The sequence below is a fragment of the Halorubrum sp. FL23 genome (assembly GCF_052439115.2).
Lineage (GTDB): Archaea > Halobacteriota > Halobacteria > Halobacteriales > Haloferacaceae > Halorubrum > Halorubrum persicum.
In genome coordinates this window covers 23,887-47,082 of the sequence record NZ_JBQVRO020000016.1, presented here as the reverse complement: position 1 = coordinate 47,082, position 23,196 = coordinate 23,887, and the positions used below count along the sequence as shown (strand labels likewise).

Sequence of the window (23,196 nt, the reverse complement as noted above, 5' to 3'; positions counted from 1 at the left end):
ATGCTCCTTGACGGATACACTCCAACAGTTCGTAATTCTTGGTGGGTTGATGATGCTATTATTATCTCCTATATTCAACAGGACTGGGCACCTGTAGGTGTACCCACCGTCGAGGCTGATGACCTTCTCAATGCAGAGTTCACAACGGAAGACGTAAAAGAAGACGCAGTTGCTGGTACTGTCGAAATAGAAACCTACGGAGCTATAGATAGTCCACGGCTTGTAAGCTTAGTCAGCGATTTCAAACTACGAGACAGTGGAGAGCCGAGTAGAATCTGGGGCGGATATTCACACAATATTGCGCCTGAGCCAACTGGATCAATTAAGTCAATTTCAGGTGGGGGACAAGGCATTAGCGTGGAACTTAGTGTTGGAGCTGCCGCACATTTCAACCCCGCATCTGCTACTGATCCAAGATAGTCATTGATTCGTTAAAGAGGAATAAGCTCAACAAGATGCTGAAACATCCCGCCGAATGCGAAACGAGCCGTGACACAGTGAATCGAGCGCAGTCTGGCGATTCACCAAAACTGAAATAACACAACGACCTCACCACTTCTCATTTGGTAATAGCTTCAGTCACGTTGACCCGGCAACTGCTGAATTGCTGCCTCAAGCCTACAATTCTTGCGGCTCAGAAAATCAAAAGCGGATTTTCCGAGTCACAAAGCTTTTTATACAACCGGATTTTATACTATATTATAGAATAATGGCCGATTCAGGTCTTGAAGCGTCCCTCCGTTCAGTACGTTCCGCAATCGCTGGGTTGACCTTCGCAGTGTTAGCTATTCCGTGGTTCCTTGGAGGTTCCGATGAGATTGGACTTTTGATTTCTCTACTCGGAGTCCTGCTTCTTGCCTACGCGTTTTTCCAACGCTGATTCACTCAACCACATACTGATCAAACGCTCTCCCGTAGCAAATCGTCTATCTAATTGCGTTGAGATCAAAGAAGCGTTCGAGCCGTTCTATGGGAAGACCACCGTTACTGAGGAGACTGACCCGCAACACCTCCAGCAGCTCGCGAGCGAGCTGAAGGCGTTCCGCATCTACGATCAAAGTGATGTCGATCGGTTCGCGGAGGTCTTCTTCGACCCCGAAAACACCGGAACTGAGGGATCACACGCGAAATTAAGCAGCTTGGTACAGTCGGCACGCGACGAGTTCATGGTCTCGAACGAGGAGACACAGGAAGAGTTTCGGTCGACGCTCCGCTCGTTCCTCCGTCTCTATAAATTTCAGTCCCAGATCGTCAGCTACGCCGATACGCCTCTCGAAACGTGGCCGCGGAACATTCGATATGGACAAGCCACCCGTTTTTGTGGTCGTTGATCGCGGCACCGATCAGCGATACACGATCCCAGCGAAATCCGCGAGAGAATCGACTGTGCGACTCCTCCTCGATGACCGCGAAGAGGGTCGCTAACCGTCTACACCGACGGATTTCGAGCGTACGACCCACTGGAAGATGACGAGAATTTTCAGCGGAAGGCGGTGATTCACAGCGACGGCGAATACGTCGATGGAGATTCCCACGTGAATACCTGCGAGAGCCACGCGTCGCTGGTGCGACGGTGGCTCTCGCCGCATCGAGGCGTCTCAAAAGACAAACTTACGCCATATCTCAGAGCCTTCCAACTTCGTCGGCAGATCTTCCGTGAACCCGGCCAAGAAGCTCTCAAAGAGGTCGTTCGAACTGTCCTCTGATTCACCAACAACGTGCTTCCCATGAGCGTAAAGAGAATATCACGCTATTCCTGAGTAATAGCGTTTTAGATGTCCTCCTCAAGAATCAACCTGATACCATCACCCCACATATCGAATCTTGTAACGCTATCTACAGAGGGATCGAGATTCCACAATATAGCCTCTTTCTGATTGATGATGAAATTCTGTATACGGGTATCTATTCTCAGACAAATCATCTCTCAACTGTCATTCGAAACACAAACCAGCGAGTGATCGAATGGGCGAAGGAAATGGTCTCCGAATTCGAAGATGAGGGGACACTCCTCACAGCGTAAGTCGTTAGCTTATTTTAAGAGATATTGGCATTGATGCCGATGAGGTTTATTCTCCACATACAGGTACAAGAGCAAACTTCTAGATAACCTACAGAGGCCTGATATATCACTCCCCGTTTTATTAAATATCTGTTGTGAGAAAATAACTCGTGAACGTTTCGTGTCGTTCGTAACTTAACTCCAGGACTCCGGCGCGGTGGTATGGTGAGGTCGTCGACCTACCGGACACTCATCTCATAAGCCGCGCGAGGAGGGTGGCCTCAACGAAGAGAGGGACGTTATGATTCTCTGTCGAACTGTACCGAAAGGTCGACCACGGAACGATCTCACGGTGGAAGATCCAACGGACTATCAGAAACCGAAGGACAGCAGAGCAACAAGGGTGTTATTGTATCTCTTCTAATACCTCCGGCCCCCTCAGTATCCGGAAGAATTGCTCGTACTCCGTCTCGCTGACTACCTGAGATAGTGCGCGCTCTGCGTTCCTGTCGTCGATGATCAGCCCCACGGAATCGTGACCCTCAGACACCCGAATTTGAACAAGATTACCGGCGAATTTGGCGTCCGTTTTCGGGAGTTCATCTTCTCGCTCCTGTTCGAGCTTGGCTAATTCTCTGTGTGCTTCGTCAACCATCTCGCTCACGGTAGGACTGTCACGGATTCGCGCACCGTAGTCCGGCTCTGGAAGGGCAACAATCCAGTCCTCGTTACGTATTGGATCAAGCCAATCATTGACACCATAGGGACCAGCCCATTCCTTGTCCAACTCCTCGACTACTCCAGTGGAGACGTACAACTGCCTATCAGTCGACTGAATATAGTTAATTAGCTGTCGTCGTTCTGGAGTAGATCGCCCGATTCCACCCAAGACGCTCGAGTCAACGAGGAGCGCATCTGGGAGCGGGTAGAGGGGTGAAGAGTCAACTAATTTCGGCCGATCGCTCATTCCTGCTCAAACACGTACGGGGTGTTTCGAATCTTCCGATCATGTACGTCGTGTTCGAAGGAATCATCGATGAGCCCTGCTTTGACAAACAGGGCAATGATTGGCTCCAGCGCCTGCGTGATGCTGATAGCCTCGATCTCATCAACATTGAGGCGGTCTGCTGCTCCACGACGTGTCACCTCGCCACTGAGATATGCCCGTGTCTGCTCAACCGCCATCAGCAGCTTCGCCTTGCCGTGCCGATCAACGAAGAGTTCGATCTCACTGACCTCGCCGCTTGCACCGTAAGCGGCGATCGTAAGCGGGTCAAACAGTATCCGCGTCTCTCCCTCCCCAACAGGGAGAAGTAGTGAATCAGTCCGGAGCTGGCTCTCTTTCCCGCTACTGACATCCTCGACAATGTCTAAGTTCTTGAGCTTTCCCACCCGCATTGAGGTTGTACTTCCGGCAAGGTCGAGTCTACGCTCGATACTGCTGTTCGTGGTAGGCTGATTCAGCAGGATATCAGTATAGACTCTGGCGATGTCGGGGTTCACCAGTATCTCTGAGGCTGCGATGAAGGAGCGTGCGGTGCCCTCTTTCGAGCCGTCCTCGCCCGCAGCCGGGGCGTTTGTTACCACCATCGTAATTCATGATACGTGAACCGAGAACTAATATCTTGTGGCAGTTGTGTCGGACTGTATGGAGGCTCCTAGAAACTGTTCTTAGATAACTGGTTTGTAGATACTGTCATTCGCATCCACGCCTTAGGAGGGTATCTCACCCAAATGAATTAATCTTAATCTTAACCTTAAGGTTAGTCTGACAGCTTCTTCCGGACAAACGGCTGCTATCCGGGTACTAGGTCGGGGTCACTGTTTCGTGGTCACCACCCAGTGGCCATGTCCCAGAGGAGGGCGACGTCGACGACACCGGGAATAACCCCAGCCAGTAGCCACACATCAAGCAACGATGTGAGATCGAAGATCGGGCCAGAAACTGCGAGCTCGAAGGCCGACACCCAACTCGTCACCTCGAACAAGAGCACCCCGAAGATAGCCCAGAGTACAGTCGCACCGGCGGCGATGAGAAGCTTGCTCTCGCCCATCCTGGACGCCTAGCGACACCCAGCTACTGTCCATCGTATCGGGGAGGCGCACCGAACGCATCGGCGTAGCAGTCTGGGTGACACGGCCGCTTGCGGTTATCTGGCCATGCCCGGTCGAGTGGAACCTGCTCGCCGCAGAGCCCACACTCGGCGGTGTGACCTGCCTGACGAGCGTCTGGTGAGAGATTCCGCGCCTCGATGTAAAGCTCGTGGAGCGCCCACGGCGTGAGGCGAACGGCGACACGCTCGGCCGGATCGGGGTCCTCATCCGGCGTCGCGGCCGAGAGCGTAAGCACCCAGTCGTCACCGGGCTCGCCGTCGGTCGCTGGCCCGAGGGCGATCGTCCCCGCGAGGTCGTCGTCGACGTAGTACCACTCTGCGTCGCGGTCGACGTGGTAGTGGCCATCGGGGCGCGGATCCTCGGGATCGACGTCGTCGCCCATCGTGTATCCTCGCTGAGTCAGGCGTTCGCCTTTCGGCCCTGTCCCGACCCAGTCGTGAGCGGAATGTCGGCGTCGATTTCGTCGTACCACACGACAGGGCGCTTTGCCCGGCCATTCTCCTCAAGTTCGACGAGGCCGTAGTCAGCCAGCTCGTTCACGTTCTCGAGGACCTCTGGTGGGTTCCGATCAACGAGGCGAGCGAGCTCGCGGATGCTCTCCGGCTCGTGTTCGACGATCGCCTCCAAGAGCTCAAGGTTGGTCGAGCGGAAGACGCGACCGAACGTTTCGAGATTCTCGATCGAGAGCGTCGGTTCGTTGGGGTCGACGTCCTCGCCGGCGTCGATCGCCTCGAGGCGCTCTTCGAGGTCGCTACGGTCGGCGGACTTGATCTGAACATGGAGTGTCTGGGTCATCGGTGGGGTGTGGGGTTGTGGGTCGGAATTAGTTGCGGGTCTGTACGTCGGTCACCGTCCTTGAACGGGCTACCAGTCGTCGCGCTTCTCTTCTGGGAGCGCCGCCCGCCAGGCGCGGAAGATCTCCGCAAGGCCGGGGTAGTCGATCTCGAAGGTCTCACCGCCGAGGTGGAGTTCGTGGACGCCGTGGTGGTTGTCGAACCGGATGATCGGATCGTCTGTGCCGGCTTCTCCGTAGTGGTACGCGTACTTGATCCCGTCCTCGAACCGGTCTGAGGTCGGGACCGAAAGCACACGCACCCGCGCAACGGTGCCGTCGGCGTAGGCTTCAATCTCGTCTTCGAGTACGGTGACATCATCGCTCATCCACACATGTGCCGACGCACCTTGCTCCGATAAGTGTTAGGGCAAAACCTAACAAAACCAAGGAACGGATAGCACCCACGAAGGCAACCGAGCGATCGCTCTGTCAGCTGTGAGGCTACACCCAGATGTGGCTGATGCGGTACTACTCGTCGTCGGAGTCGTCATCGACAGAGACCTGGGAAAGCTGTCCGTTGCCTGTCTGAGCTACTGCCCGGCTGACGCCCTTCTCGAGCAGGTTCTCGATTCCATCTTTGGACACTCCATTGAAAAACAGTGGATGATTCTTCTCGGCTAGGTGTTTGGTCGAGTCCCAAATATAGTTCGGATTTTGAGAAGGCAGGAATTAAGATTAATCTTAATCTTAGTATTAAGGTGAAAAATTCCTTCTACGGTGTCTAGATACGCTACGTGGAGTTCACACGAGAAGAGCGTGAAATACTAGAGCCAAACAGTCCTCGAACGCAGCGGCTCGATCAGCCGTCGTGATCAATATAGTTGGCTTCCCATTCAGCCCGCGCTTCAATCTCTCTGGTGCCCCGACGAGTAGTGCTGTACTCGTTGGTCCGTCGGTCACGCTGGCTCTTCTCGATGAGTCCCTTCTCAACGAGCGTATCGAGATTTGGATAGAGCCGGCCATGATGAATCTCTTTTTCGTAGTAGTCCTCGAGCTCGTCTTTGATCGCGAGTCCGTGGGGGTCATCAAGTCCGGCAACTACGTACAGCAGATCGCGCTGAAAGCCAGTGAGATCGTACATGTCGCAATTTACGTATTCGAGTTTTGAAATACTATTGATCTGGAGGCTGCGTGTCATAGAATACGTTTCATACCCTCTACGCAGTGATTTTGACTACTTCATCTCACGCTTGAGTCGGAGAAGTACCGTATTCTCGTCTCGATAGCTGGGCTATCGTGGAGTGGATGCTACAGCAGAGACCGGATCTCGGTGGAGAGTGTTTTGAGGTCTGCTGTCGCGAGCTTGTCGGTTGCGATGAGCCGAAGTCGGGGACGGCCGATGTCTACTGGGACTTTCTCAGTCTCAATGAGGTCAGCGTCTTCGAGTGCTGATTTGGCTCGTGAGAAGGTTGCTTTCGAAGCGATCCCTGTATCTTCGCCCCATCTCGAGATGTCGTAGAGGAGGACTTCGTTGCGGGCTGCGAGGATGAGCATGATCTCGACGATACTGAGGTATTCGTTGGTGTTGGAAATGTCTTCAGCGTGTGCGAGGACCTCGTCGAACTCGTCTGCGACATCGTCGCCGATTTCATCTCGGAGCGTCTGTTTCACTACTGAGAGGGCAGGTGTCCGGAGGTGATACTCTTCGGCGGCTTCGAAACGCGAGTCGAACTCGCTGTAGACTGATGAGACCAGTTCGGGGTCCGAGCTCGAAATACTGTGCTTGCCCATCACAGGAACGACAGTCTCAGATTCGGTTGTGAAGATGGTATTCTGGGCTGGCTCCGTGAGTGTTCGGAGGCTGAGTTGCTCCCGATGGATGAGTTCGGCTATCTTTGAGGCCGTGAGAAAGCTGTAGAGGGCGTCTTTGATTTCATCTGAGTCTGCGAGCAGCCGGACCTTGGGCTGGTCCTCAACCGTTACTGCTTCCTCTGCGAAGGCTGCGATTTGTTCAGAACGGGGATTGATATACAGTGCTGGCTTGTCTCGTTCGGGAATCATCTGAGTGGAAATGTGTTGTTTGGCCATGTTCTGTAACTTTGCCGATATGTACTTAATAGATATGGTATCATAGAACAGTTTCATACCCACAGTATGAAAATGTGAACTTCGCTGCGATCGGCTCTTTCGCCTGGTCAAGACGATTGTACAGCTGTAGCCGTGGTAGTACCCGTCGTCAGTTGGATCATAGCACTTCAACGCGTCTTGATCGGTGGGTATCGCCTTCACGTCAGTTGAATCGATACAGTATGTCAAGTCGAGCAGACCGCGCGGGCGGCCTGCTCGACGAGGTTGTCGAACACCTTGCTAACGACGTATTCGAGGTCGGTAAGGAAGCGATCGACCGCGTCTCTCGACGGGGGTCGATCGAACCCACGGCTCAGCCAGACAACCGCGTTCTGAAGTTCTCGTTTAACGGGACGGATGACGTAGATGTTCTTGTAGGAGCAGTTCTATGACTCCTTCAAAATCCCATTTCAAAACTGGGATTATCTGTTATTCAAATATAACTCTAGACTGTATTATCTCCTCATTAATATAATTATAAATAATATTATTCTATGTAATCAGACATTACTATATAGCTAACATTTAACACAGTAGCTGAAAAATTGACAGATATGAACCGAAGAAAGTATCTAGCTATCTCTGGCGGTATGGTAGCACTAGCAGGGTGTAGTGGTGAAACCGAAGAAAGCCCGAGTAGTTCGGGCGGTGAATCCGATAGCGATTCACAAGATGGATCCGATAGTAGTTCGGGAGATGGCTCAGACGGCGGTTCGGAAAGTGGAGATGGGGAGGATTCAATTCCCACCCATGAGATCGGTGATACGTTCATGGTAGGGGGTGATGAGGATGCTGTAGAATATACTGTTTCATCTGCTTCAACAGCTGATGCTATTGGAGGTGAATACTCTAGTGAAGAAGCTAATGGGGTATTTCTTATCGTTCAACTAGAAATGGTAAACCAAACTAGCGAAACAATTAATATCTCGTCTAATCACCTGAAGGCAGTGGATTCTGATGGAAATCAGTTTGATGCTGACGCCGGAGCTAGTGTCTATCTGGAGAGTGACGAAAGATTTGATGTTTCAGGAATAAGCTTTGAGCAACTAAATCCCGGATTGTCTACTTCGGGAGCCGTGATCTTTGACGTGGCCACTGGTAGTAGTTATGGCCTATTAGTTGAACCAGTTGGACTCTTTAGCTCTGCGGATTCACACCTCGTAGAATTGGGGAGTACCTAAAATATGAACATTAACGTCAAACAAGCGGTAACAGCCGGTATCTTAGGACTAATTCCTGCTATTGTAGCGTATATGCTCATTACAATAGCAGCGGGTGCTGAAACGTTGGGGATTTCAATTCTGCTTATCGCGTTACTTGGATTCGGTTATTACTTTTACCAAAAAACAAGCATAAAGGGACAAGCAAGTTCTATGTTCTTTGTTTTAGCGATTGAATTATTACTATCTCCATTAGTATTTCTGATATATACGTTTGTATTCACAGCAGAAAATACAGCTGGAGATGCTGAAGCAGCAGGTGCTGCTATTGGTGGTATTCTGTTAATAGGTGTTGCGTTCTTTATTGGACTTCCACTAGCAGGCGTGTTCTATTTGATATCTAGAAAATTAGATACAAGTCCTGAATAGCTACTTCGCTCATAGGAAGCAGATTGTTGGTCGAAGTAGTGAACCTCGATCCGGGGTAGTAGATTCCGTGGTTCGGCTACAGAAGTGTCTCTGAGCGCTATACTTTCGGTACAGACACCTCCGTCTGTACTATTAAACGTAGTATCTACACGTGAAGGCTACATCAGTTTCTTTCGGCAGACTTCGTTGAGACGACCCGGACGGGGATCAATTATTAAAAAGGTGGCTGTAGAGAATAAAACATGACACTAACAATTTTTGCGTATTTTCTACAGTGGCCGGTCTTGATACTACTGGCTGTATTTTCCATCGGCCTTACTTATCTTTTGAGAGAGGCGGGCTTGCTCTGAATCGTAGCTTTTGTTTACCGATTGTTACAGCGACTACTAGCTACGATTCTGCCATTTTCTCGCGCTCCAAATACCACTCGCGGCGATCAATAACGTTCTGGACTGTACTTGTCGGGACATCAAGGATATTGCCAATTTCACGCCGGCTCTTCCCCGCGTTGTCGAACCGGAATATCTCTAAGACCGTTTCGAAATCTTCTCCCGGTACTTGGTATCGTCCATCTCTGTCGTAGGTCATTCCGAACCGCGGCCGTCCGTGGTCGTATCCCTCTTCTTTTCGCCTCTCGATCGCCCTCTGTGATTTCTCTATCTCCTCTTCTTTGGTGTCGCGTTCGATGCGACGCTTCAGATCGAACGTGAGATCGTCCTCGTTCACGTCGCCGACGTAGACGATCTCAGCGTCGCCCTGCTCGGCCGCGTACTGGATCACCGAGAAGTACTCGTCGCGGCAGATTCGGCGGTCATCCCACGCAATTAGGTGTGTGTACTCGCCGGCCTCCAGCTCGCCGACTCGCTCCTGGACGCGATCGTTCTGGTCAAGGAGGCCTGTCGGGTCGTCGCGGGTCATCGTCGAGAAACCAGTGTGGACACCGAGATTGAGAACGTCGATCTCGTCGGCTATGTCGTCAGCGAGAGCCCGCACTAACTCCCGCTGCTCTTCGAGCCCGACATCCGATTCGTCACCCTTCGACTTCCGTATCCACGCAAGCGCCTTACTCATCGACCACGGCCACCTCTAACGAGCTTCCCGATTTGACTTTCCAGTCGAGACGTTTTCCCTCGAGGTCCATCGCCTCTGCGAGCCCCTTTGGAACCGTCACTTTGTACTGGCCGTTCGCTCCCTGACTGACTCTCGTTTTCGCCATCTCTGTATAGGTCTATATTTAGGCCTAAACTTAGTTCTAATTGTGGTGTTCAGAAAACCCCGGTATTCTGTACGCTAAATAGGATGCCAACGTTTCCCCTCTCTCCGGCTGAGATTTTTTACGCTATAGCAATCTGGTGTAGATATGCCTGCCAAAAGGCCATATGAACTCCACGGCCTTCGATTTGAAGTGGAGCCTGTTGAACCGCCTGAACCCGTCTATTTCACAGACGAAGCACCCGAATTCAAAATAACGATAACTAACACAGAGCAGTCAGAAACCGTATATTCTGGAGATAGTGAAATCCGCTGGACCGTGGACACAGATCCTATGCAAGTAGTTCATTCTGGTAAGGTGGAGTTTGGCCCGCTTGAGATTGGCGACGAGGAGACCCATGTAGTAGGTGGTGAGAAGCCGATGTACGATGGTCACAGTGTCGTTGGTATTGACATAGATGGCGTGAGTTCACTAACCGGGTCAGAACCAGCTACTGTAGAACCTGGAAGAAGGCAGAACGGGGAACCAGTGTATAGCTTCTCCGTCTGGGATAGATTCGACTATGAGGCGTCAATTAAAGGGCCCAAACGGCTCCAGAAAGGCGCGATACTGACTTCTGTTGTTCTGATAGGATTTGCCTTTGTTCAGGTCGTATTGGCGATATCGGGATTATAAAAACGCATCTCAAATGTTCCAGAGAAGTCCTTTATTCCTCAAACGCCATATCAGTACGTCGTCGTTCCGAATCTCTTCGATATCTCGGTCGCCGACGAAGTCAGTCACTTTTCGACCCGTTGATCAGACCCTTTCGAGGGTGCGAGCTCAGTCCTGTTTGATACCCGCCCCCTCGGCGTGAGCATCCAGTTGGCGCCGGATCTTCGCCGGGAGTTCAAGCGAACCGTTCGCCCAGTTCCACGTCTCCCCGCCCGACACGTAGTAGCCGTCGCGCGTCTTCGGAATACCCGTCTCTGTCTCGATGATCCGCTGGGTCACCTTCCAGTAGTCCGATCCGTCTGGCGTGACATGAAGGACACCTACCTCGTTGACGATCTTGCCCGGCTTCTGTTCATCACGTTCTGCTGGCGGTGCGATCTGCGGCGGGCGATCACCGAACCGAAACGTATCGTTTCCGATCACGATGGTATTATGATCCTTCTCGACAACGTTGCCAGGCTTTGACCCGGCTGCGGTGTTTTGTTTCACAGCACGCCTTGAAGTTGGTGGGTGTATATAAACGATATATAAAATAGCGGCAATTATTATGTATAAACGCCTGATCCCGTCTCGTCCTCCGGAATGGACTTCTTGCTACCCTTTTGCTCAATCTGGACTTCGGTGCCGTTCTCCTCCCAGACGAACTGTCACTTGTGGAACTTCCGGTACAAATACGACTCCATGAGCTATTGGAGTACTAAAGGATGTGTACAATGGTTTCTCCGGACACGATTCTCATCACTGGATTGGCAGTCAATATCTCCGGAACGATGTTAATGACAATCCCTCTTATTCCGCGTGTGAGGGTTCTGTTTCAGTTTGGGAAACTGAAGGAGGCAAAGAGGTCAATACGCTATGACAGACTCGAAAGTGGTGACGAAGGCTTCGAAGAGGTCGCCTCTCGACACCTATCTGACCAAGACCACGGGGATCAGATAGACGTGGATGATGTTGAGTACATCACTCACGAACCAAAACTCTCGGCAGATCTCGTCAGCACGGATGATGACGATTCGCCAAAATATGTTGGTTCCAGCACCACAGACCTAATCTTTGTAAGATATTCAGGCAATGACTCCAGTATAGGAAGCACTTATCGAGAGAATATTCAAGACTTCTACAAGTTGTTTGAGCCGGATATTCGGAGAGGGGAAGAAAGGTTCAGGCTCATTGGAGTAAGCCTCCTAGGTGTAGGATTTATACTACAAATCATCTCTATTCTGATGTGATTCTCCCCGAACTGGTTCCACGACGCAGCCACCTACTCGACATCGGCTTGTAGCTCAAGGTCACCGTTCACATCTAGTCTTATGACATCCTAGTCCGTGTCGAACAGTACCGCGTGGAGCCGCTCGCTGCCCGCATACTCTGCCGACTCGTCGAACCACTGTCAGGCGTCTCGGCCACTTATCGATACCCAGCAGTGTGTTATGGCTCGCACGGCTCAACCTTGGTCGTGTTCTCGTGTAGGTCTATTTTATTTATACCAGTACGGGTTTACACGGCTTTACGAGAAGCACTACCTTCTCGGCGCATTTTGAGAACAGATGGCCCGTACTGGAGAGAATATATCGGCAGTGGCTCTGCTGAAGTCCTCTGCAGACAGCACAGATAGTATGTTGGATATAGCAGACGTATCTCGCTCTTAAGCTCTTGAGAAAATCACCTGATCGGATCGGTCAATACAGAGTATGAAACTACCAACTGCGGAGGACTTCAACAGACCTGAGTTGGTATGGACATGTTCGTGTATTATATCTCATTAATCACTAGTATTCAGATAGTTATCAACATGGATGGTGTCAAGACGACTCCTAAGACGGTCTCGTGCCTTATCATCGATTAAAGCATCCTCAATAGGTAGGGACGAGAAATTCGTCTCCATTTCCCATATGTGAGCAAATATAACAATAGAATATCTGAGATAATCCAAAATATGCTGTTGTAACTGGCCACGTTTTTTTCTAGGAACGGTCTCACCGTGTACTAATTGATTACGTTTGCCGTAGGCTTCCTCGAGATTTTCTTTCACTGTAATCGAATCAAGATCGGGGATAGTTTGACCAAGCACCAATGCGGCGTAGCGCTGTATATCATTACTACTTCCACTTCCATCTACGAAGTGCTTATAGAGTGATTCTAAACCAATAATACTGAATGTAATCCCGCTGTGGTTGTTGGTTTCAGATGAGGCTGATGTCTCAAAGTGATCCAAAGCGACCTCAATTGGTTGACCGAATTTGCCGCGTCGCTCGTCATAACTTCTTGATATAAGTCCATGGAGTATATCAAGATACCCTGATTCAAAGGGACTGATTGTCGTAGTATCTCCAAGAGTCTGAAGCCGACCAGCTGATCTTTGTGTAGCAGCCGGAGAATAAGTAATTGGGATTTGGTAGGTGACATTCACATCTATGGGAGTACCCAAATAGAGCCGAAGCGTAGTTAGTACAAGTTCAAGCAATTCGGTAGCGTATTCACTGACAGTTTCATCTCGCTTACGCTGAGTAGCTTGGATCTCTATGATTCCGTCTCCAAGAGGGCTAAACTCACGCAAACCAAAATTTTGTGGTTGTCCTCTTGCATATACTTTGTTCTTCTCGGAGCGGACGAGTTTGATATTATCCCGAATTTCCACGTCTCCTTTTTCAAAATCTACACCCCGAAGCACACCCACTAGTTTTATTTTGCTAAATCCGGTGACATCAGCTTCTAATTTAGACGCGATATCAGGCAACCTGCTTTCCCAATCATTGATACGGTTACAGTGGACACCAAATGCATCCACGTAAAGACGTTTTAACCATCTGCTAGGTGGCCTTTGGCCATACTCATCCTCAACAAAATCAAGGATTTCCTCGCCCTCATCATTAGGAAATTGCTCTATCTGGACCGGGACTTGGTGGAGATCGATATTATTTCTTCTGTGCCTATAGACCGGCTTACCACCCTCAGATCCGGTGACAACAACAGTCTTATAATTGTATTTTGACTCTCTGTTTTGTTTAGTAATTTCTTTTTGCTTCGATTGTAAAAATTCTTCTATTAATTTTTTGAGCATGTCATCGCTGTTAGATGGGACACCCGGGAGATCATCCATAGTCACTATAGTCAATTATATAATTGATTTAGAGCCTATTCAAACCTACTCTTATGAGTATTCAATATCCAACCGGGCGATCGCCCGTAGTCCCACATTTCGGGCTTGCAGCCCTTATCCTCACATGTGGTTTGATTGTCTGAGACTAACCAAAACGCGTTAGCCATCGGATTAGGTCTTGAAGACAGGAATACGAACCAGAACGTTCTCTGGACTAACTTACAGGCCTACAGAAGTTCCTTGCGTTGGCCTACTCTTCGATTTCGGACGGGTCGTCATCACCGGAAGCTCTTTTCAAAATAGCCGGAGACACGTTCCAGCAAATCTCTCACCACATAATAGAATTGCTTCAAAACCACCCTCAAAACTTATTCTCCAAAGCGCCCTCCCAACAACTGCCGGAATGCGGTCGTTCAGAGCATCCAGAACTGTTCGCCGCCGACCTCGAATGACGAAACACTATTCAGATCCTGGAGGAGCTGAATAGACTCCTCACGTTGGACTCCGTACACCTCCATCACTTCCGGAGTAGCAACGGGCCCGTACTCCTCGATGAATCTCTGTAGTTCCTGAGGCTCCTGTTCATCAATACCTTGGAACGTGAACTGGGTCTTGAAGTCTGAGTACCGAACACGGCCGTTCTTCGGAGCGGGCTTCCCTTGGATCTCCATGAAGGTGAGCGGGAGCTCTCCACGCTCCCCGGTCTCCACCTCTACTCTATCCAGATCCTCCACGAACTGTTCCTGATCCAGGCCAATATCTGACGCCAACTCGATCAGGACATCCTCGTCGTTGATACCCCGGCCAGCTGCAACACCGCGACGCCACAACGCCCTGATGTAATCCATTCCGCGGTACTGCTCGATGGCTGCCTCGAAGGCCTTGTTGACCAGTTCCGTGGACTCCGGCGGGTCCTCGTCCCAAAACGAGGGATTAACCGGCATACCGAGCTGCTGACCGGCGTTGATCCACTTCTGTTTCTCCTGTTCCGGGTCAACTTCACGGACGGGAGCTGGTTTGTAGAAGAGATCGATCTCTTCACTGTAGCACTCTTCGACACGTTTCATCACCGGTTGGACGCCCCAAGACATCGCGCTCAAGGCATCGACTTCCTGTACCACGACCACTGTCTCATCTTCTTCCTCTTCCTCGGCGTCCTCCTCTTCCGATTCTTTCTCTGACTCGGGGTCGTCGACATCGTCTTCCGGTTCTATATCCGGTTCCTCGATGTCAGGGGAGTCTGGCTGCTCTCCTTCCTCATCTTCCCTTTCAGCGGATTCACCGTCGTCGGGTTCCTCCGTGTCTCCGGAATCACCGTCTTCTGCTGGCTCAGTACCTGTACCTGTACCAGCACCAGCACCTGCGCCGGCACCTACACCAGCACCACCGGAAGCAGCACCAGCGCCAGCTGCGGCACCAGCAGCACCGGCAGCGCCCGCGGCAGCAGAACCTGCTCCGCTACCAGATTCCTGCTCAGAATCATCATCTCCGTCGTCACCACCGTAATCATCTAAACCGGGTTGCGAGTGGTCATCCGACGATCCCTCATCCTGCGAATCTTCGTCATCCGACGAGTAGTCACCGCCGCTGTATGAACCCATGAAAATAACCATCGTTCAGTTGTCCTCCTTCCTGCCGCCAAACTCGTTTATCGGCCTCTGCTCCTGCCCGTCGTTAAACGAAAGCTTGGCCTCACGACCCTCCTGGAACTCTGGCCACAGACTTTGTGAAAGCCCGTCCCCCGTAGAACAGGCATCCATCCACTGCCGAAGCCCGGTCGCTCCACGGACACGCGGAGCAAAATCAAACAGGTCATCCTCCGCAAGCCGTCCGATCAGGAAAACATCCTCCATATCCAGGGCGGCTATCGAGTTCCTGACGTGGCTCCGAAGTACGTTGATTGCGTTCCCGGCATCACCGCCTGTATACTGTACAGCGTAGAACGCGAACTCGTCGTAGTCGAACTCATCGAACAGTTTCTGGTACTCCGCGAAGTGTTCGTACTTCCAGCCCTTGTTCGTCGGGATCAACCGGACATAGAAGTCCTGCTCGATAATCTCCTTCTGAAGATTCCTGACGTGGCCGATATACGCCTCAATGGCATATTTCTGGATCTCCTCGTCCATCCAGTTGTAGCTGTAGACCACGTCCGGAACGTAGATCGCTGGCTGCGCCACCTCCAGCAAATCCACTACGTCCTGAAAAGTACGCCTGTTCACGTACTCGTCGTGCTCCGTCCCTAGGATTACCGGGATATGCCAAGGCTCCAAAACCTGGCTGAGATCGCCGTCCCGCTCGACGACCTCTTCAGCATCCGAGAAGTTGATTATCACGTACTCGACTTCCCGGTTGCCGTCAAGCCACTCCTCAAACTCCTCGTCAGGAAGCTCGACACGGGGATGAACTCCTCTAACCGGCTTGTATATCCGGTGAGAGTTAACCGCCTCGTGTAGTGTTTGCTGCCCTCTGCCGAGTTCTCTTGTGTCTACGTGGGAACTCAAAGTGTGCTCTCCGTCTCCGTCTTGTTTTTCGTAGTGGGAGACGTGTCAACATACAGTTTCTACCCCCATATAAGTACCGCCGAAAACAGGAGTATAGGTCGGCCTAAACCCTTAATCCGGAGCATGAGACTTGCTCAAAATAATTTCGTAGTAATTATATATTATTGTGGGTAATCATCTGGCTTGCGGAATATAAGTTACACCAAGACGATCCCGCCGAACCGATCGTCGATGTCGAACCGAATTCGATCTATCGTTGGGTAAAGCGGGTCGCCGAAAGACGGTATTCCGCGACAAGTGATGAAGGATGAGCCTAGCTTAACGTCCACGATAACCACGTATCTGGGGAGGACATTTACTTTGGATTGTGGCGTTCTTCCGACCGTTGTCATGATTTGTGATGGCTGGGAAGATTGACCTACCTTTTGTGACGGCTACCTCGCTGAAATGAGATCGACGGCTGCCGGAAGTGAGCTTGAGAAGATCTCGTTCGTCTCAGGGAAGAATAACTCACAGGCCGACGCAGGCCCAGTATTTGAGTCAACAGGTACTGGGCTATATTCCCTTACGTTGGTACCAGCCAATATACCTGTTAGCTGTCGTCAGCTGCGACAGGAGATTGAACAATATTCCTGAGAGAACGCACCAACTGTACCCCGTTTTCGTAGTCGGTTGTGACCCGATATCCGCCTTCATCCTGGGTGACAACCCCAACACTCGGATGCGCGAGGAGTTGGAGGGCCGACCTGATCTCCTCAGTAGTCGGGATCTCGTTAGAGTCCTCCATCCCGACAACGATCCACCGGACGTCCTCTGCCGTCTCGACGGGTCCATCGGCGCGTTCGAGGGCTTGGATGACTGCGAGGAGGGTCTCACCGGCGTCGAGCCGAGCTTGGATGGATTCGTCGAGGATATCGAGCCGATCGTCTTGGAAGGCTCCCGTTCGGGTCAAGAGGTCCATCGTTTCCTCAGGGGCGACGGCGTATTGGTCGCGACGGTCAAGCAGCTCGACGAGCTCGTCGATGGCGATAGTGGTCAGGTCGGTTGTCTCAGCGTTTTCAATGACCTTCGGGGCGAATCCCGGAGCAACGACAATAGCGTGGTCAGCTCCCCGTTGCCGACGATGTTTGTCAATATTGGTGACTTCGAGGGAGTTGACCTGGCCGTTACTCCGAGCTTTCACCTCGACAACGACGTGTTCGGGTGAGCGTATCTCAACGTCTGTGTCGCCACCCCCTTCGATCCAATTGGCCGTATACCCGAGCCGGGAGAAGGCCTTAGCGACCAACTGCTCGAATTCCTCGTGGGCGTCGCCATCCGTGCTGGTTTCCTGAAGTTGATCGACGAAGGCTGGGGTTGGTCCATCATCCCCACCGTCAACGGGGTGAACACGCTCACCGGTATCAGTGAGATTCGCGATGGCAGTTTCGACCGATTCCTCGCCGGCGAGTTGGTCAAGTCGCTTATCGGCAACTCGAGTGAACCCCTGGGGACGATAGGTCTCGTCGTAGCCGACCAACGCGTTGAACTCCTCGATATCGACGTCGACCTCCTCAACATCGGTCAAGAACGTCATGTACTCCCACGGGCTCTCATCGTTCCATCGGCCGTGGTCGACGTTGTCCTTCCAGAGATACTCGGCGAGATCGGGATCGTGTCGCAGATGGAGAACCTGCCCCCGAGCGACGAACCCGCCATCATGATAGACGAGCGCGATATCGTTTCGCTCGACGTTCCGCCAAGCGCCGTCTACTGACGTCCCCCAGACGTGGACACGATCGTCCTCAGACGTTGTGCGAAGTAGTTCGAGCTCATCCTCGGCGAAGTAGGATATGATGTCGTCTATTGGGTGTCCGTCTCGAACAAACCGTTTGTAGTCCTCGAAGGCATCATCGCGGCCAGCGGGGAAGATCACGATCCCGGTCATCACTTGCCTGAATGTGGCCGGTGAGTCACAAATAGGTTCATTACTCTTCCCTCGGAGATTGTTGATTTCGTTCCCGTTGAAAGCCTCATTCAATACTTGAGTACCAGAGCCGTTTGATTGTACGTTCTCGGGTTTTAGCTACTGTGAAGTCGTTTTCTCATAGTTTTCCTGAAATTCTGTAAACCATGTCTCGATGACTTCGGCATCGAGATCTTCAGTCACTTCACCATCTCTACTCACTCGTCCGAGCTTCTCGTTACGTGCCCATCCACAGACTGTTGGACGACCCGTAACTGCCTCTCTAAATTCAGCCTGCTGTACCAATCGTTCTGGCTCATCGCTTGTTTCACGGAGTATCTCAATCAGTTCACGGAGGAGGGGGTTTCCTGGCGCGAAGTGATGAATCGATGGGAACTCATCGGCACAGTCTGACGAGAACGTCACAGCAACTGCGTCTTCGCTTGGTGCGATGAATTGAGCAAACGTCTGCTCACCGTCTGGCTCTGGTAAATCCACGTCATCCCATCTGAGACGGTATGTTGCTTCCTCATGTTCGAACTCCCCATCGTACTCACTATTCGTGATGTCGACGTTGAGTTCCGTGATTGAAGTGAATTCCACTCCAATGTCAGTAAGCGTCTCATTGCCGACGAGAACAGCCTCGAGGCTTGACGTGCGGTATGGTGCTGGATATTGATAGTTCTCTTCTCGGGTCGCGCCGATATCTGGATGGGAATACGACTGCCAAGCATCGAGTCTCGCCTCGTCAATGACGTCTTGTGCAACTAACGGCTCTACTGTCTCCAGAGATTCACCAACATCTACACGGTCACTCTGCTCTTGATTCTCGATCTGTTCGGAAAACTCTCGGTCAGCTTCCGCGACTGCTTCGTGACTCTCATTTCGATCCTTTTCGAGGGTCGCTGCTCGGATCTGTTTGCTCACTCCGGAGAGGACGGGTTGCATTTCACCAACGACGTTCTCGAAGAGGTCAATCCGATCGTCAAGACGCTCGTAAATATCCGTCTCGACCGTATCTTTGTAGCTATAGTTGAGGATCTCGACTTCATCGTATCGCTGTCCGATGCGGTCGATCCGTCCAATGCGCTGTTCAACCCGCATCGGATTCCATGGAAGATCGTAATTGATGAGGGCACCACATTCTTGGAGGTTGAGGCCTTCGCTAGCCGAGTCCGTACAGACGAGAATGTCTACCTGTCCCTCATCAGTGGCAAACTCGCGTTTGACCCGCTCTTTCCCAACGGTTCTCCAAGACTCCTCATCAGCGTCGTACATCTCTCCGCCACGGCCAGAGTAGGTAGCGACGGTTTCACCGTGTATCGAGACGAGACTATTTCGGATGAAATCCATCGTGTCCGTGTACTGTGTGAAAATAATGATCCGGTTGTGGCCCTCCCGATCAAGTTGGTTGAGGTCGTCGATCAGTTGGTCGACTTTCGGGTCACGATCGATTTGTCTGAGATCGCTGACGAACGATTCAAGTTCCTCTATTTCCTGTTCAAGAAGATCCACACCCGCTTCGGTAACGTTTGGAACTATCTCTGTGAGATCCAAATCCTCGAGTCCGCCATCAATCTCGTCTAAGGCGTCGAAGTCCGTGAGTTCCTCTTCCGAAATGGAGTCCAGTAACACCTGGCTAGAGCTAGAACCCGAATCGAACGTTGTTCCACTTGCCCGCTTCGCTGCTTGTCGTTTTCGTTCGAGAACCGCTTGCTGTGTGCGAAGTTTTTCAAGACGGTGCTGAAGGCTCTGAGAAATCGCGTAGATACTGCTAGTCAACCGCTGCCGGTACGTGGTCATCACGAACCCGATCGCCCGATTTTCGACCTCATCGGACTGTTGTGCGAGTTTGTAGAACTTCCTCGTGTAGTCATCAATCCGGTCGTACACGCGCCGCGTCTCGTCGGTCAATTCGATCTGTCGTTGTTCAGGATCACGATTCGGAACCGTCTCGTCAAGTAGTCCGACCTGTTCGTACTTCCGAAGCGTATCTCGAGTGTTCCTGTGGATGAGCGCGTCGACAGGGGTAGACTCGGCGAGGACATCTTGAACGACCTGCCAACCAGATTCAGAAAGCTCGTCGAGGGCGTTCAACCGGTCGTTCCGACCGTAGGTGAGCCACTCCTCGTCCGCCTTCCAGTCCGGATACAGGAGGTATTTGAGCTTCTCATCCTCTTTCGCCTCGAACGGGTCGATATCATGCTCATCGACGGCGTTCTCGAAGAGTTCGATGTAGCCGTCGAAATGTTCACCATATTCTGCGGCAAGTGTACAGGCCTCCAGAAGGCGTTCTTTCGCGATAGACCGAGCCTGACTACCGTCTGGCTTGACCTCAAGTGACTCCGCCATCTTATCGAAAATCTCGTCTGACAGGGTTCGTTCAGCCGGTAGCCTGTCCTGATAACGGTTCTCGTCAAGCGTTGCTTGCGCTGACCAGGAGGAAGAATCGGATTCCGACCCGTCTGTATCGACGACAGTACGGATTGCCTGAGAGACCGCTTGGCGAGTCTCAAAGAACTCGACGAACCGTTCCTCATTTTCCCACTGTTCGGGAAGATCGAGAAGCGCCATCAGATCGTACAGCTCCCCGGCATGCAATTGCATCGGAGTCGCAGTGAGGAAGTAGTACGACTGTGTGTGATCCCGGAGCCGATCGAGCATGCTGTAGAAGCTGCTCCCCTTCCGGGCGTTGTGTGCCTCGTCGACGATGACGGCATCCCAGACACCTTCACGATGATCAGGATTTCGTCCGCGTCCACTCGCAGGAACGGTATCTCGAGTTCGAACGCGACCGCCATCGCGAGGCGCGACCTGGTTCCAGCGGTCTCTAAGCCGTGCCGTGTGCCACGACATGATGACGATTGTCGGCGTTTGGGCCGCGGAGTCCGATTTCGCAGTCGAAGATTGTTGATTGATGAATCGCCAAATCGGACTATCGACCCACGCGTCTTCTCGCTCGTCGCTTGGAATGTTCAGTTCCGATGACGATGGTGGATCGTGTTCCTGCCCAAAAGCATCAATAAACGTGTACTCGTAATTGCTCCCGCGTTCGAACCGATAGGCGTTGATATTGAACTTCTCCCATAGCTCCTCTTGCCACTGCTGTCTGAGGCTCGCCGGGACAAGAAGGAGACCCGTTTCGAGTTCATCCGTGAGTCCGAGCCGAGAGAGAGTGAGACCAGCTTCGATGGTCTTCCCGAGACCGACCTCGTCACAGAGGAGGAAGCTGTTCGGGTAGGTGTTCACAAGCGTGTCTGAGACGACGCGCTGGTGGGGCCACGGAGTGATCGTACAGGCCTCTTCAGCGAGTGCGAGGCCACCGGACGTGAGCGGACCGTCGGCGATGATGTTCGCCTTGTCTAATTCGGTCGCCGGCGCTTCGCCTCTCGCGATCTGGATCGCCTCCTTGATTTCGGACTCCGAGTCGGGATCTTTCCAGTCGATCAGCTCCCTCTCGATGGCTTCCGGGAGGTCGTACACCTCGACGAAGGGGTGCTCGTTCGACCAGAGCTGTTCAAACGTATCGACATCGGCGTCAACGTAGGCGTTCTCGCCGTCCTCCCACGATCGATGAACTTTGAAGCGCTCGTAGTTCCGCTTCCAGCCGCCGATGGTCTCGTTCACGCTTCCTTCGAAGGAAAGTGCGTTCCCGTCATCGTCGTGGAAGACTCCCATTTTCGGGTGGAATATCTGCCAGCTCCCTTCCCGTGGAACGGCGACCTTGATATGGAGCCGTTCCTCTCGGAGGAGCCGAGCGAGCAATTGAAGATGTGCATCGAGCTGTTCGTCGTCGAGCTCTTCGAGAGAATCTCGGAGTTCGTCGCTAAGTCGCTCGAGAACTGGCTTGTCAGATTTGTACAGGTCGGTTCCAACGACGAGTCGCATCTCACCGCCGTGTTCGAGGAGAGCGTCGATACCTTGGGAAGCTACAGCGAGAGCCGTACTTGAAAAATACCCGGCAATCCGGTCGTACTGGACGCTTCGTTCGAGGGCCGGAACGTAGAACTCGTCGATGAGATATGTCCCGTGGCTGTTTGGTCTGCTTTCGTAAATCGGAGACCATGACCGATCGTTGAGATGTTGCATTCTGCGAGTCGTGTCCTGACTCGACACCGAGTCCCCTTAATCCTGCTCGTCACTACCATGGGAGACCATCAGCTCCTCTCGGCACTCCACAATGACAGACCCTGTATAGATACTAAACCTCACGTCTTCCCTGAGTTACACAATAGTTATATTAGTCAATACATATCTTCGAATAAGAGGCTGACCAGCCTGTAATGACACACAGATCTCTCTATATTTGTGTCGACGAGAGCGGATCTGAGTCGACAGACGAGTACTTTACCGTCGCAGCGTGTTGGTTCGTTTCGTCGAACAGACCGCGTGCCGCACTCAACGAGACACAGACCGATCTCAGGAGTCTGCTAATAGATTGTGAGGAGCTACCGAGTGGTGTTGACGAGCTAAAGGGGAAGAACCTACAGCCCTCGGGAGCGGATCTACTGTTCCAGAGTTTTCAGCAAACGGTTCGAAAGGACAACACTATCGAACAAGGCATTTTGCCGTGGTCGGGATTTCCAGTTCGATATCGAACCGTCGAATTGGATGTCTCCGTCGGCCGAAACGCACTGAGGGATCTCCATGGGGACATCCCGGTAGAAATGTCCATGCGAACACTGCTGTTGCTCTCCGTTCTCAACCCTATCCTGTACAACTCCGGGTTTACAACCGATGCGTACGACGACGTTCAGGTCATTTTGGACGGCGATATCTGGTCGCAGCCGAAGGAGTCGATCGAGGCAACGGACCGGGCCGGTGCGTTCGACTTTTCGATCAGAGATAGCAAGAAGGTACCTGGGATCCAGTTCGCGGACGTCGCAGCGAATCTGCGATTTACTGCTCGACGCGGGGCTGACTTCGACGACGCGCTCGACACGCTATCCGGTCTGGAGTTCTAGAAAACTTCAGCGGTGCGGGAAGACTCATACCCCGTCTAGCGGAATCATCGTCTTCCGTACCCGCTGAAGCGGTGCCGAAGGCCTCATACCCCGTCTAGCGGAATCATTGACCTTCTTACCCGCTTACACCTATACGTCTATCCCATACCTG

General features: G+C 52.0%; 25 protein-coding genes and 2 pseudogenes. 10 read left to right on the top strand and 17 right to left on the bottom strand.

Annotated features, from left to right (window positions below; genetic code table 11):
* The 4 genes and pseudogenes from ACT4MF_RS15800 to ACT4MF_RS15785 all read left to right on the top strand — a co-directional run bounded on the left by ACT4MF_RS15800 (window position 1) and on the right by ACT4MF_RS15785 (window position 2,023).
* A complete protein-coding gene (locus ACT4MF_RS15800; protein WP_444683304.1) occupies window positions 1-420 on the top strand; it encodes a hypothetical protein in 420 nt (139 codons plus the stop codon).
* Between the two features lie 434 nt (window positions 421-854).
* Complete coding sequence (locus ACT4MF_RS15795; RefSeq protein ID WP_444683305.1) at window positions 855-1,331, top strand: hypothetical protein; 477 nt, start codon at window positions 855-857, stop codon at window positions 1,329-1,331.
* Window positions 1,270-1,706 (top strand): annotated as a pseudogene (locus tag ACT4MF_RS15790) (IS1595 family transposase); the annotation flags it as partial. The gene ACT4MF_RS15795 and the pseudogene ACT4MF_RS15790, both read left to right, overlap by 62 nt.
* Window positions 1,703-2,023 (top strand): transcriptional regulator FilR1 domain-containing protein, encoded by a 321-nt coding sequence (locus tag ACT4MF_RS15785; RefSeq protein WP_512053311.1) that lies wholly within the window; start codon window positions 1,703-1,705, stop codon window positions 2,021-2,023. The pseudogene ACT4MF_RS15790 and the gene ACT4MF_RS15785, both read left to right, overlap by 4 nt.
* 385 nt (window positions 2,024-2,408) lie before the next feature.
* On the opposite strand, the gene ACT4MF_RS15780 is transcribed toward ACT4MF_RS15785, so the two are convergent.
* The 6 genes from ACT4MF_RS15780 to ACT4MF_RS15755 all read right to left on the bottom strand — a co-directional run bounded on the left by ACT4MF_RS15780 (window position 2,409) and on the right by ACT4MF_RS15755 (window position 5,278).
* Window positions 2,409-2,969 carry a PIN domain-containing protein gene (locus ACT4MF_RS15780; RefSeq protein ID WP_444683306.1) on the bottom strand — a complete coding sequence of 187 codons (561 nt, stop codon included), beginning with the start codon at window positions 2,967-2,969 and terminating at the stop codon, window positions 2,409-2,411.
* Window positions 2,966-3,592 carry a DUF7437 domain-containing protein gene (locus tag ACT4MF_RS15775; protein WP_444683307.1) on the bottom strand — a complete coding sequence of 209 codons (627 nt, stop codon included), beginning with the start codon at window positions 3,590-3,592 and terminating at the stop codon, window positions 2,966-2,968. The genes ACT4MF_RS15780 and ACT4MF_RS15775 overlap by 4 nt, the downstream gene beginning before the upstream one ends.
* Window positions 3,593-3,834: 242 nt before the next feature.
* Complete coding sequence (locus ACT4MF_RS15770; RefSeq protein ID WP_444683308.1) at window positions 3,835-4,056, bottom strand: hypothetical protein; 222 nt, start codon at window positions 4,054-4,056, stop codon at window positions 3,835-3,837.
* A 23-nt stretch (window positions 4,057-4,079) separates the two neighbouring features.
* On the bottom strand, window positions 4,080-4,499 hold the full coding sequence (locus ACT4MF_RS15765; protein WP_444683309.1) for a DUF8161 domain-containing protein: 420 nt from the start codon (window positions 4,497-4,499) through the stop codon (window positions 4,080-4,082).
* Window positions 4,500-4,516: 17 nt separating this feature from the next.
* Window positions 4,517-4,912 (bottom strand): HVO_A0114 family putative DNA-binding protein, encoded by a 396-nt coding sequence (locus ACT4MF_RS15760; protein ID WP_444683310.1) that lies wholly within the window; start codon window positions 4,910-4,912, stop codon window positions 4,517-4,519.
* A gap of 69 nt (window positions 4,913-4,981) precedes the next feature.
* Window positions 4,982-5,278: a toxin-antitoxin system TumE family protein gene (locus ACT4MF_RS15755; protein ID WP_444683311.1), complete on the bottom strand. Its 297-nt coding sequence runs from the start codon at window positions 5,276-5,278 to the stop codon at window positions 4,982-4,984.
* Window positions 5,279-5,405: 127 nt separating this feature from the next.
* Between ACT4MF_RS15755 and ACT4MF_RS15750 the strand changes: the two genes are divergently transcribed.
* Window positions 5,406-5,573, top strand: coding sequence for a hypothetical protein (locus ACT4MF_RS15750; RefSeq protein WP_444683312.1), 168 nt, complete (start codon window positions 5,406-5,408; stop codon window positions 5,571-5,573).
* Window positions 5,574-5,751: 178 nt separating this feature from the next.
* Here ACT4MF_RS15750 and ACT4MF_RS15745 read toward each other — a convergent pair whose 3' ends face one another.
* The 3 genes and pseudogenes from ACT4MF_RS15745 to ACT4MF_RS15735 form a co-directional block, all read right to left on the bottom strand.
* Window positions 5,752-6,033 (bottom strand): helix-turn-helix transcriptional regulator, encoded by a 282-nt coding sequence (locus ACT4MF_RS15745; RefSeq protein ID WP_444683313.1) that lies wholly within the window; start codon window positions 6,031-6,033, stop codon window positions 5,752-5,754.
* A 167-nt stretch (window positions 6,034-6,200) separates the two neighbouring features.
* Window positions 6,201-6,980: a transcriptional regulator TbsP domain-containing protein gene (locus tag ACT4MF_RS15740; protein ID WP_444683314.1), complete on the bottom strand. Its 780-nt coding sequence runs from the start codon at window positions 6,978-6,980 to the stop codon at window positions 6,201-6,203.
* Window positions 6,981-7,047: 67 nt separating this feature from the next.
* Window positions 7,048-7,405: pseudogene (locus ACT4MF_RS15735) on the bottom strand (IS5/IS1182 family transposase); the annotation flags it as partial.
* 168 nt (window positions 7,406-7,573) lie between these two features.
* Between ACT4MF_RS15735 and ACT4MF_RS15730 the strand changes: the two are divergent.
* Together ACT4MF_RS15730 and ACT4MF_RS15725 are read left to right on the top strand one after the other, a co-directional pair.
* Window positions 7,574-8,200 carry a DUF4352 domain-containing protein gene (locus ACT4MF_RS15730; protein WP_444683315.1) on the top strand — a complete coding sequence of 209 codons (627 nt, stop codon included), beginning with the start codon at window positions 7,574-7,576 and terminating at the stop codon, window positions 8,198-8,200.
* Window positions 8,201-8,203: 3 nt separating this feature from the next.
* Window positions 8,204-8,608 carry a hypothetical protein gene (locus tag ACT4MF_RS15725; protein ID WP_444683316.1) on the top strand — a complete coding sequence of 135 codons (405 nt, stop codon included), beginning with the start codon at window positions 8,204-8,206 and terminating at the stop codon, window positions 8,606-8,608.
* Between the two features lie 390 nt (window positions 8,609-8,998).
* Here the strand turns inward: ACT4MF_RS15725 and ACT4MF_RS15720 are convergent, their stop codons facing one another.
* Together ACT4MF_RS15720 and ACT4MF_RS15715 are read right to left on the bottom strand one after the other, a co-directional pair.
* Window positions 8,999-9,679, bottom strand: a complete 681-nt coding sequence (locus ACT4MF_RS15720) for a serine integrase family protein (protein WP_444683317.1) — start codon at window positions 9,677-9,679, stop codon at window positions 8,999-9,001.
* Entirely contained in the window at window positions 9,672-9,824 is a 153-nt protein-coding gene (locus ACT4MF_RS15715; protein WP_444683318.1) for a hypothetical protein, read from the bottom strand. Before ACT4MF_RS15715 ends, ACT4MF_RS15720 begins: the two co-directional genes overlap by 8 nt.
* A 144-nt stretch (window positions 9,825-9,968) precedes the next feature.
* Between ACT4MF_RS15715 and ACT4MF_RS15710 the strand changes: the two genes are divergently transcribed.
* Window positions 9,969-10,496: a hypothetical protein gene (locus ACT4MF_RS15710; RefSeq protein WP_444683319.1), complete on the top strand. Its 528-nt coding sequence runs from the start codon at window positions 9,969-9,971 to the stop codon at window positions 10,494-10,496.
* A 147-nt stretch (window positions 10,497-10,643) separates the two neighbouring features.
* On the opposite strand, the gene ACT4MF_RS15705 is transcribed toward ACT4MF_RS15710, so the two are convergent.
* Window positions 10,644-11,024 (bottom strand): hypothetical protein, encoded by a 381-nt coding sequence (locus tag ACT4MF_RS15705; RefSeq protein ID WP_444683320.1) that lies wholly within the window; start codon window positions 11,022-11,024, stop codon window positions 10,644-10,646.
* A 224-nt stretch (window positions 11,025-11,248) separates the two neighbouring features.
* On the opposite strand from ACT4MF_RS15705, the gene ACT4MF_RS15700 reads away from it, so the two are divergent.
* Window positions 11,249-11,764 (top strand): hypothetical protein, encoded by a 516-nt coding sequence (locus ACT4MF_RS15700; protein WP_444683321.1) that lies wholly within the window; start codon window positions 11,249-11,251, stop codon window positions 11,762-11,764.
* Between the two features lie 533 nt (window positions 11,765-12,297).
* Here the strand turns inward: ACT4MF_RS15700 and ACT4MF_RS15695 are convergent.
* From ACT4MF_RS15695 to ACT4MF_RS15675, 5 genes are all read right to left on the bottom strand, one after another.
* Window positions 12,298-13,635: a hypothetical protein gene (locus ACT4MF_RS15695; RefSeq protein ID WP_444683322.1), complete on the bottom strand. Its 1,338-nt coding sequence runs from the start codon at window positions 13,633-13,635 to the stop codon at window positions 12,298-12,300.
* A gap of 413 nt (window positions 13,636-14,048) precedes the next feature.
* The gene (locus ACT4MF_RS15690) at window positions 14,049-15,248 is read right to left on the bottom strand and encodes a DsbA family protein (RefSeq protein WP_444683323.1); all 1,200 of its coding nucleotides are present in this window, start codon (window positions 15,246-15,248) and stop codon (window positions 14,049-14,051) included.
* 3 nt (window positions 15,249-15,251) lie between these two features.
* Entirely contained in the window at window positions 15,252-16,136 is an 885-nt protein-coding gene (locus tag ACT4MF_RS15685) for a hypothetical protein (RefSeq protein WP_444683324.1), read from the bottom strand.
* Window positions 16,137-16,728: 592 nt separating this feature from the next.
* Window positions 16,729-18,063, bottom strand: a complete 1,335-nt coding sequence (locus ACT4MF_RS15680; protein WP_444683325.1) for a restriction endonuclease — start codon at window positions 18,061-18,063, stop codon at window positions 16,729-16,731.
* Window positions 18,064-18,201: 138 nt separating this feature from the next.
* Window positions 18,202-22,170 (bottom strand): helicase-related protein, encoded by a 3,969-nt coding sequence (locus ACT4MF_RS15675; RefSeq protein WP_444683326.1) that lies wholly within the window; start codon window positions 22,168-22,170, stop codon window positions 18,202-18,204.
* 194 nt (window positions 22,171-22,364) lie between these two features.
* Here ACT4MF_RS15675 and ACT4MF_RS15670 point away from each other — a divergent pair, with 194 nt between their 5' ends.
* On the top strand, window positions 22,365-23,045 hold the full coding sequence (locus ACT4MF_RS15670; protein ID WP_444683327.1) for a DUF3800 domain-containing protein: 681 nt from the start codon (window positions 22,365-22,367) through the stop codon (window positions 23,043-23,045).
* The last annotated feature ends 151 nt before the right edge of the window (window positions 23,046-23,196 follow it).

Excerpts from the sequence above, each read along its gene's own strand:
- ACT4MF_RS15800 (WP_444683304.1), top strand. The coding sequence starts at position 1 with ATGCTCCTTGACGGATACACTCCAACAGTTCGTAATTCTTGGTGGGTT.
- ACT4MF_RS15780 (WP_444683306.1), bottom strand. The coding sequence starts at position 2,969 with ATGAGCGATCGGCCGAAATTAGTTGACTCTTCACCCCTCTACCCGCTC.
- ACT4MF_RS15775 (WP_444683307.1), bottom strand. The coding sequence starts at position 3,592 with ATGGTGGTAACAAACGCCCCGGCTGCGGGCGAGGACGGCTCGAAAGAG.
- ACT4MF_RS15770 (WP_444683308.1), bottom strand. The coding sequence starts at position 4,056 with ATGGGCGAGAGCAAGCTTCTCATCGCCGCCGGTGCGACTGTACTCTGG.
- ACT4MF_RS15765 (WP_444683309.1), bottom strand. The coding sequence starts at position 4,499 with ATGGGCGACGACGTCGATCCCGAGGATCCGCGCCCCGATGGCCACTAC.
- ACT4MF_RS15760 (WP_444683310.1), bottom strand. The coding sequence starts at position 4,912 with ATGACCCAGACACTCCATGTTCAGATCAAGTCCGCCGACCGTAGCGAC.
- ACT4MF_RS15755 (WP_444683311.1), bottom strand. The coding sequence starts at position 5,278 with ATGAGCGATGATGTCACCGTACTCGAAGACGAGATTGAAGCCTACGCC.
- ACT4MF_RS15745 (WP_444683313.1), bottom strand. The coding sequence starts at position 6,033 with ATGTACGATCTCACTGGCTTTCAGCGCGATCTGCTGTACGTAGTTGCC.
- ACT4MF_RS15740 (WP_444683314.1), bottom strand. The coding sequence starts at position 6,980 with ATGGCCAAACAACACATTTCCACTCAGATGATTCCCGAACGAGACAAG.
- ACT4MF_RS15730 (WP_444683315.1), top strand. The coding sequence starts at position 7,574 with ATGAACCGAAGAAAGTATCTAGCTATCTCTGGCGGTATGGTAGCACTA.
- ACT4MF_RS15725 (WP_444683316.1), top strand. The coding sequence starts at position 8,204 with ATGAACATTAACGTCAAACAAGCGGTAACAGCCGGTATCTTAGGACTA.
- ACT4MF_RS15720 (WP_444683317.1), bottom strand. The coding sequence starts at position 9,679 with ATGAGTAAGGCGCTTGCGTGGATACGGAAGTCGAAGGGTGACGAATCG.
- ACT4MF_RS15715 (WP_444683318.1), bottom strand. The coding sequence starts at position 9,824 with ATGGCGAAAACGAGAGTCAGTCAGGGAGCGAACGGCCAGTACAAAGTG.
- ACT4MF_RS15710 (WP_444683319.1), top strand. The coding sequence starts at position 9,969 with ATGCCTGCCAAAAGGCCATATGAACTCCACGGCCTTCGATTTGAAGTG.
- ACT4MF_RS15700 (WP_444683321.1), top strand. The coding sequence starts at position 11,249 with ATGGTTTCTCCGGACACGATTCTCATCACTGGATTGGCAGTCAATATC.
- ACT4MF_RS15695 (WP_444683322.1), bottom strand. The coding sequence starts at position 13,635 with ATGGATGATCTCCCGGGTGTCCCATCTAACAGCGATGACATGCTCAAA.
- ACT4MF_RS15690 (WP_444683323.1), bottom strand. The coding sequence starts at position 15,248 with ATGGTTATTTTCATGGGTTCATACAGCGGCGGTGACTACTCGTCGGAT.
- ACT4MF_RS15680 (WP_444683325.1), bottom strand. The coding sequence starts at position 18,063 with ATGACCGGGATCGTGATCTTCCCCGCTGGCCGCGATGATGCCTTCGAG.
- ACT4MF_RS15675 (WP_444683326.1), bottom strand. The coding sequence starts at position 22,170 with ATGCAACATCTCAACGATCGGTCATGGTCTCCGATTTACGAAAGCAGA.
- ACT4MF_RS15670 (WP_444683327.1), top strand. The coding sequence starts at position 22,365 with ATGACACACAGATCTCTCTATATTTGTGTCGACGAGAGCGGATCTGAG.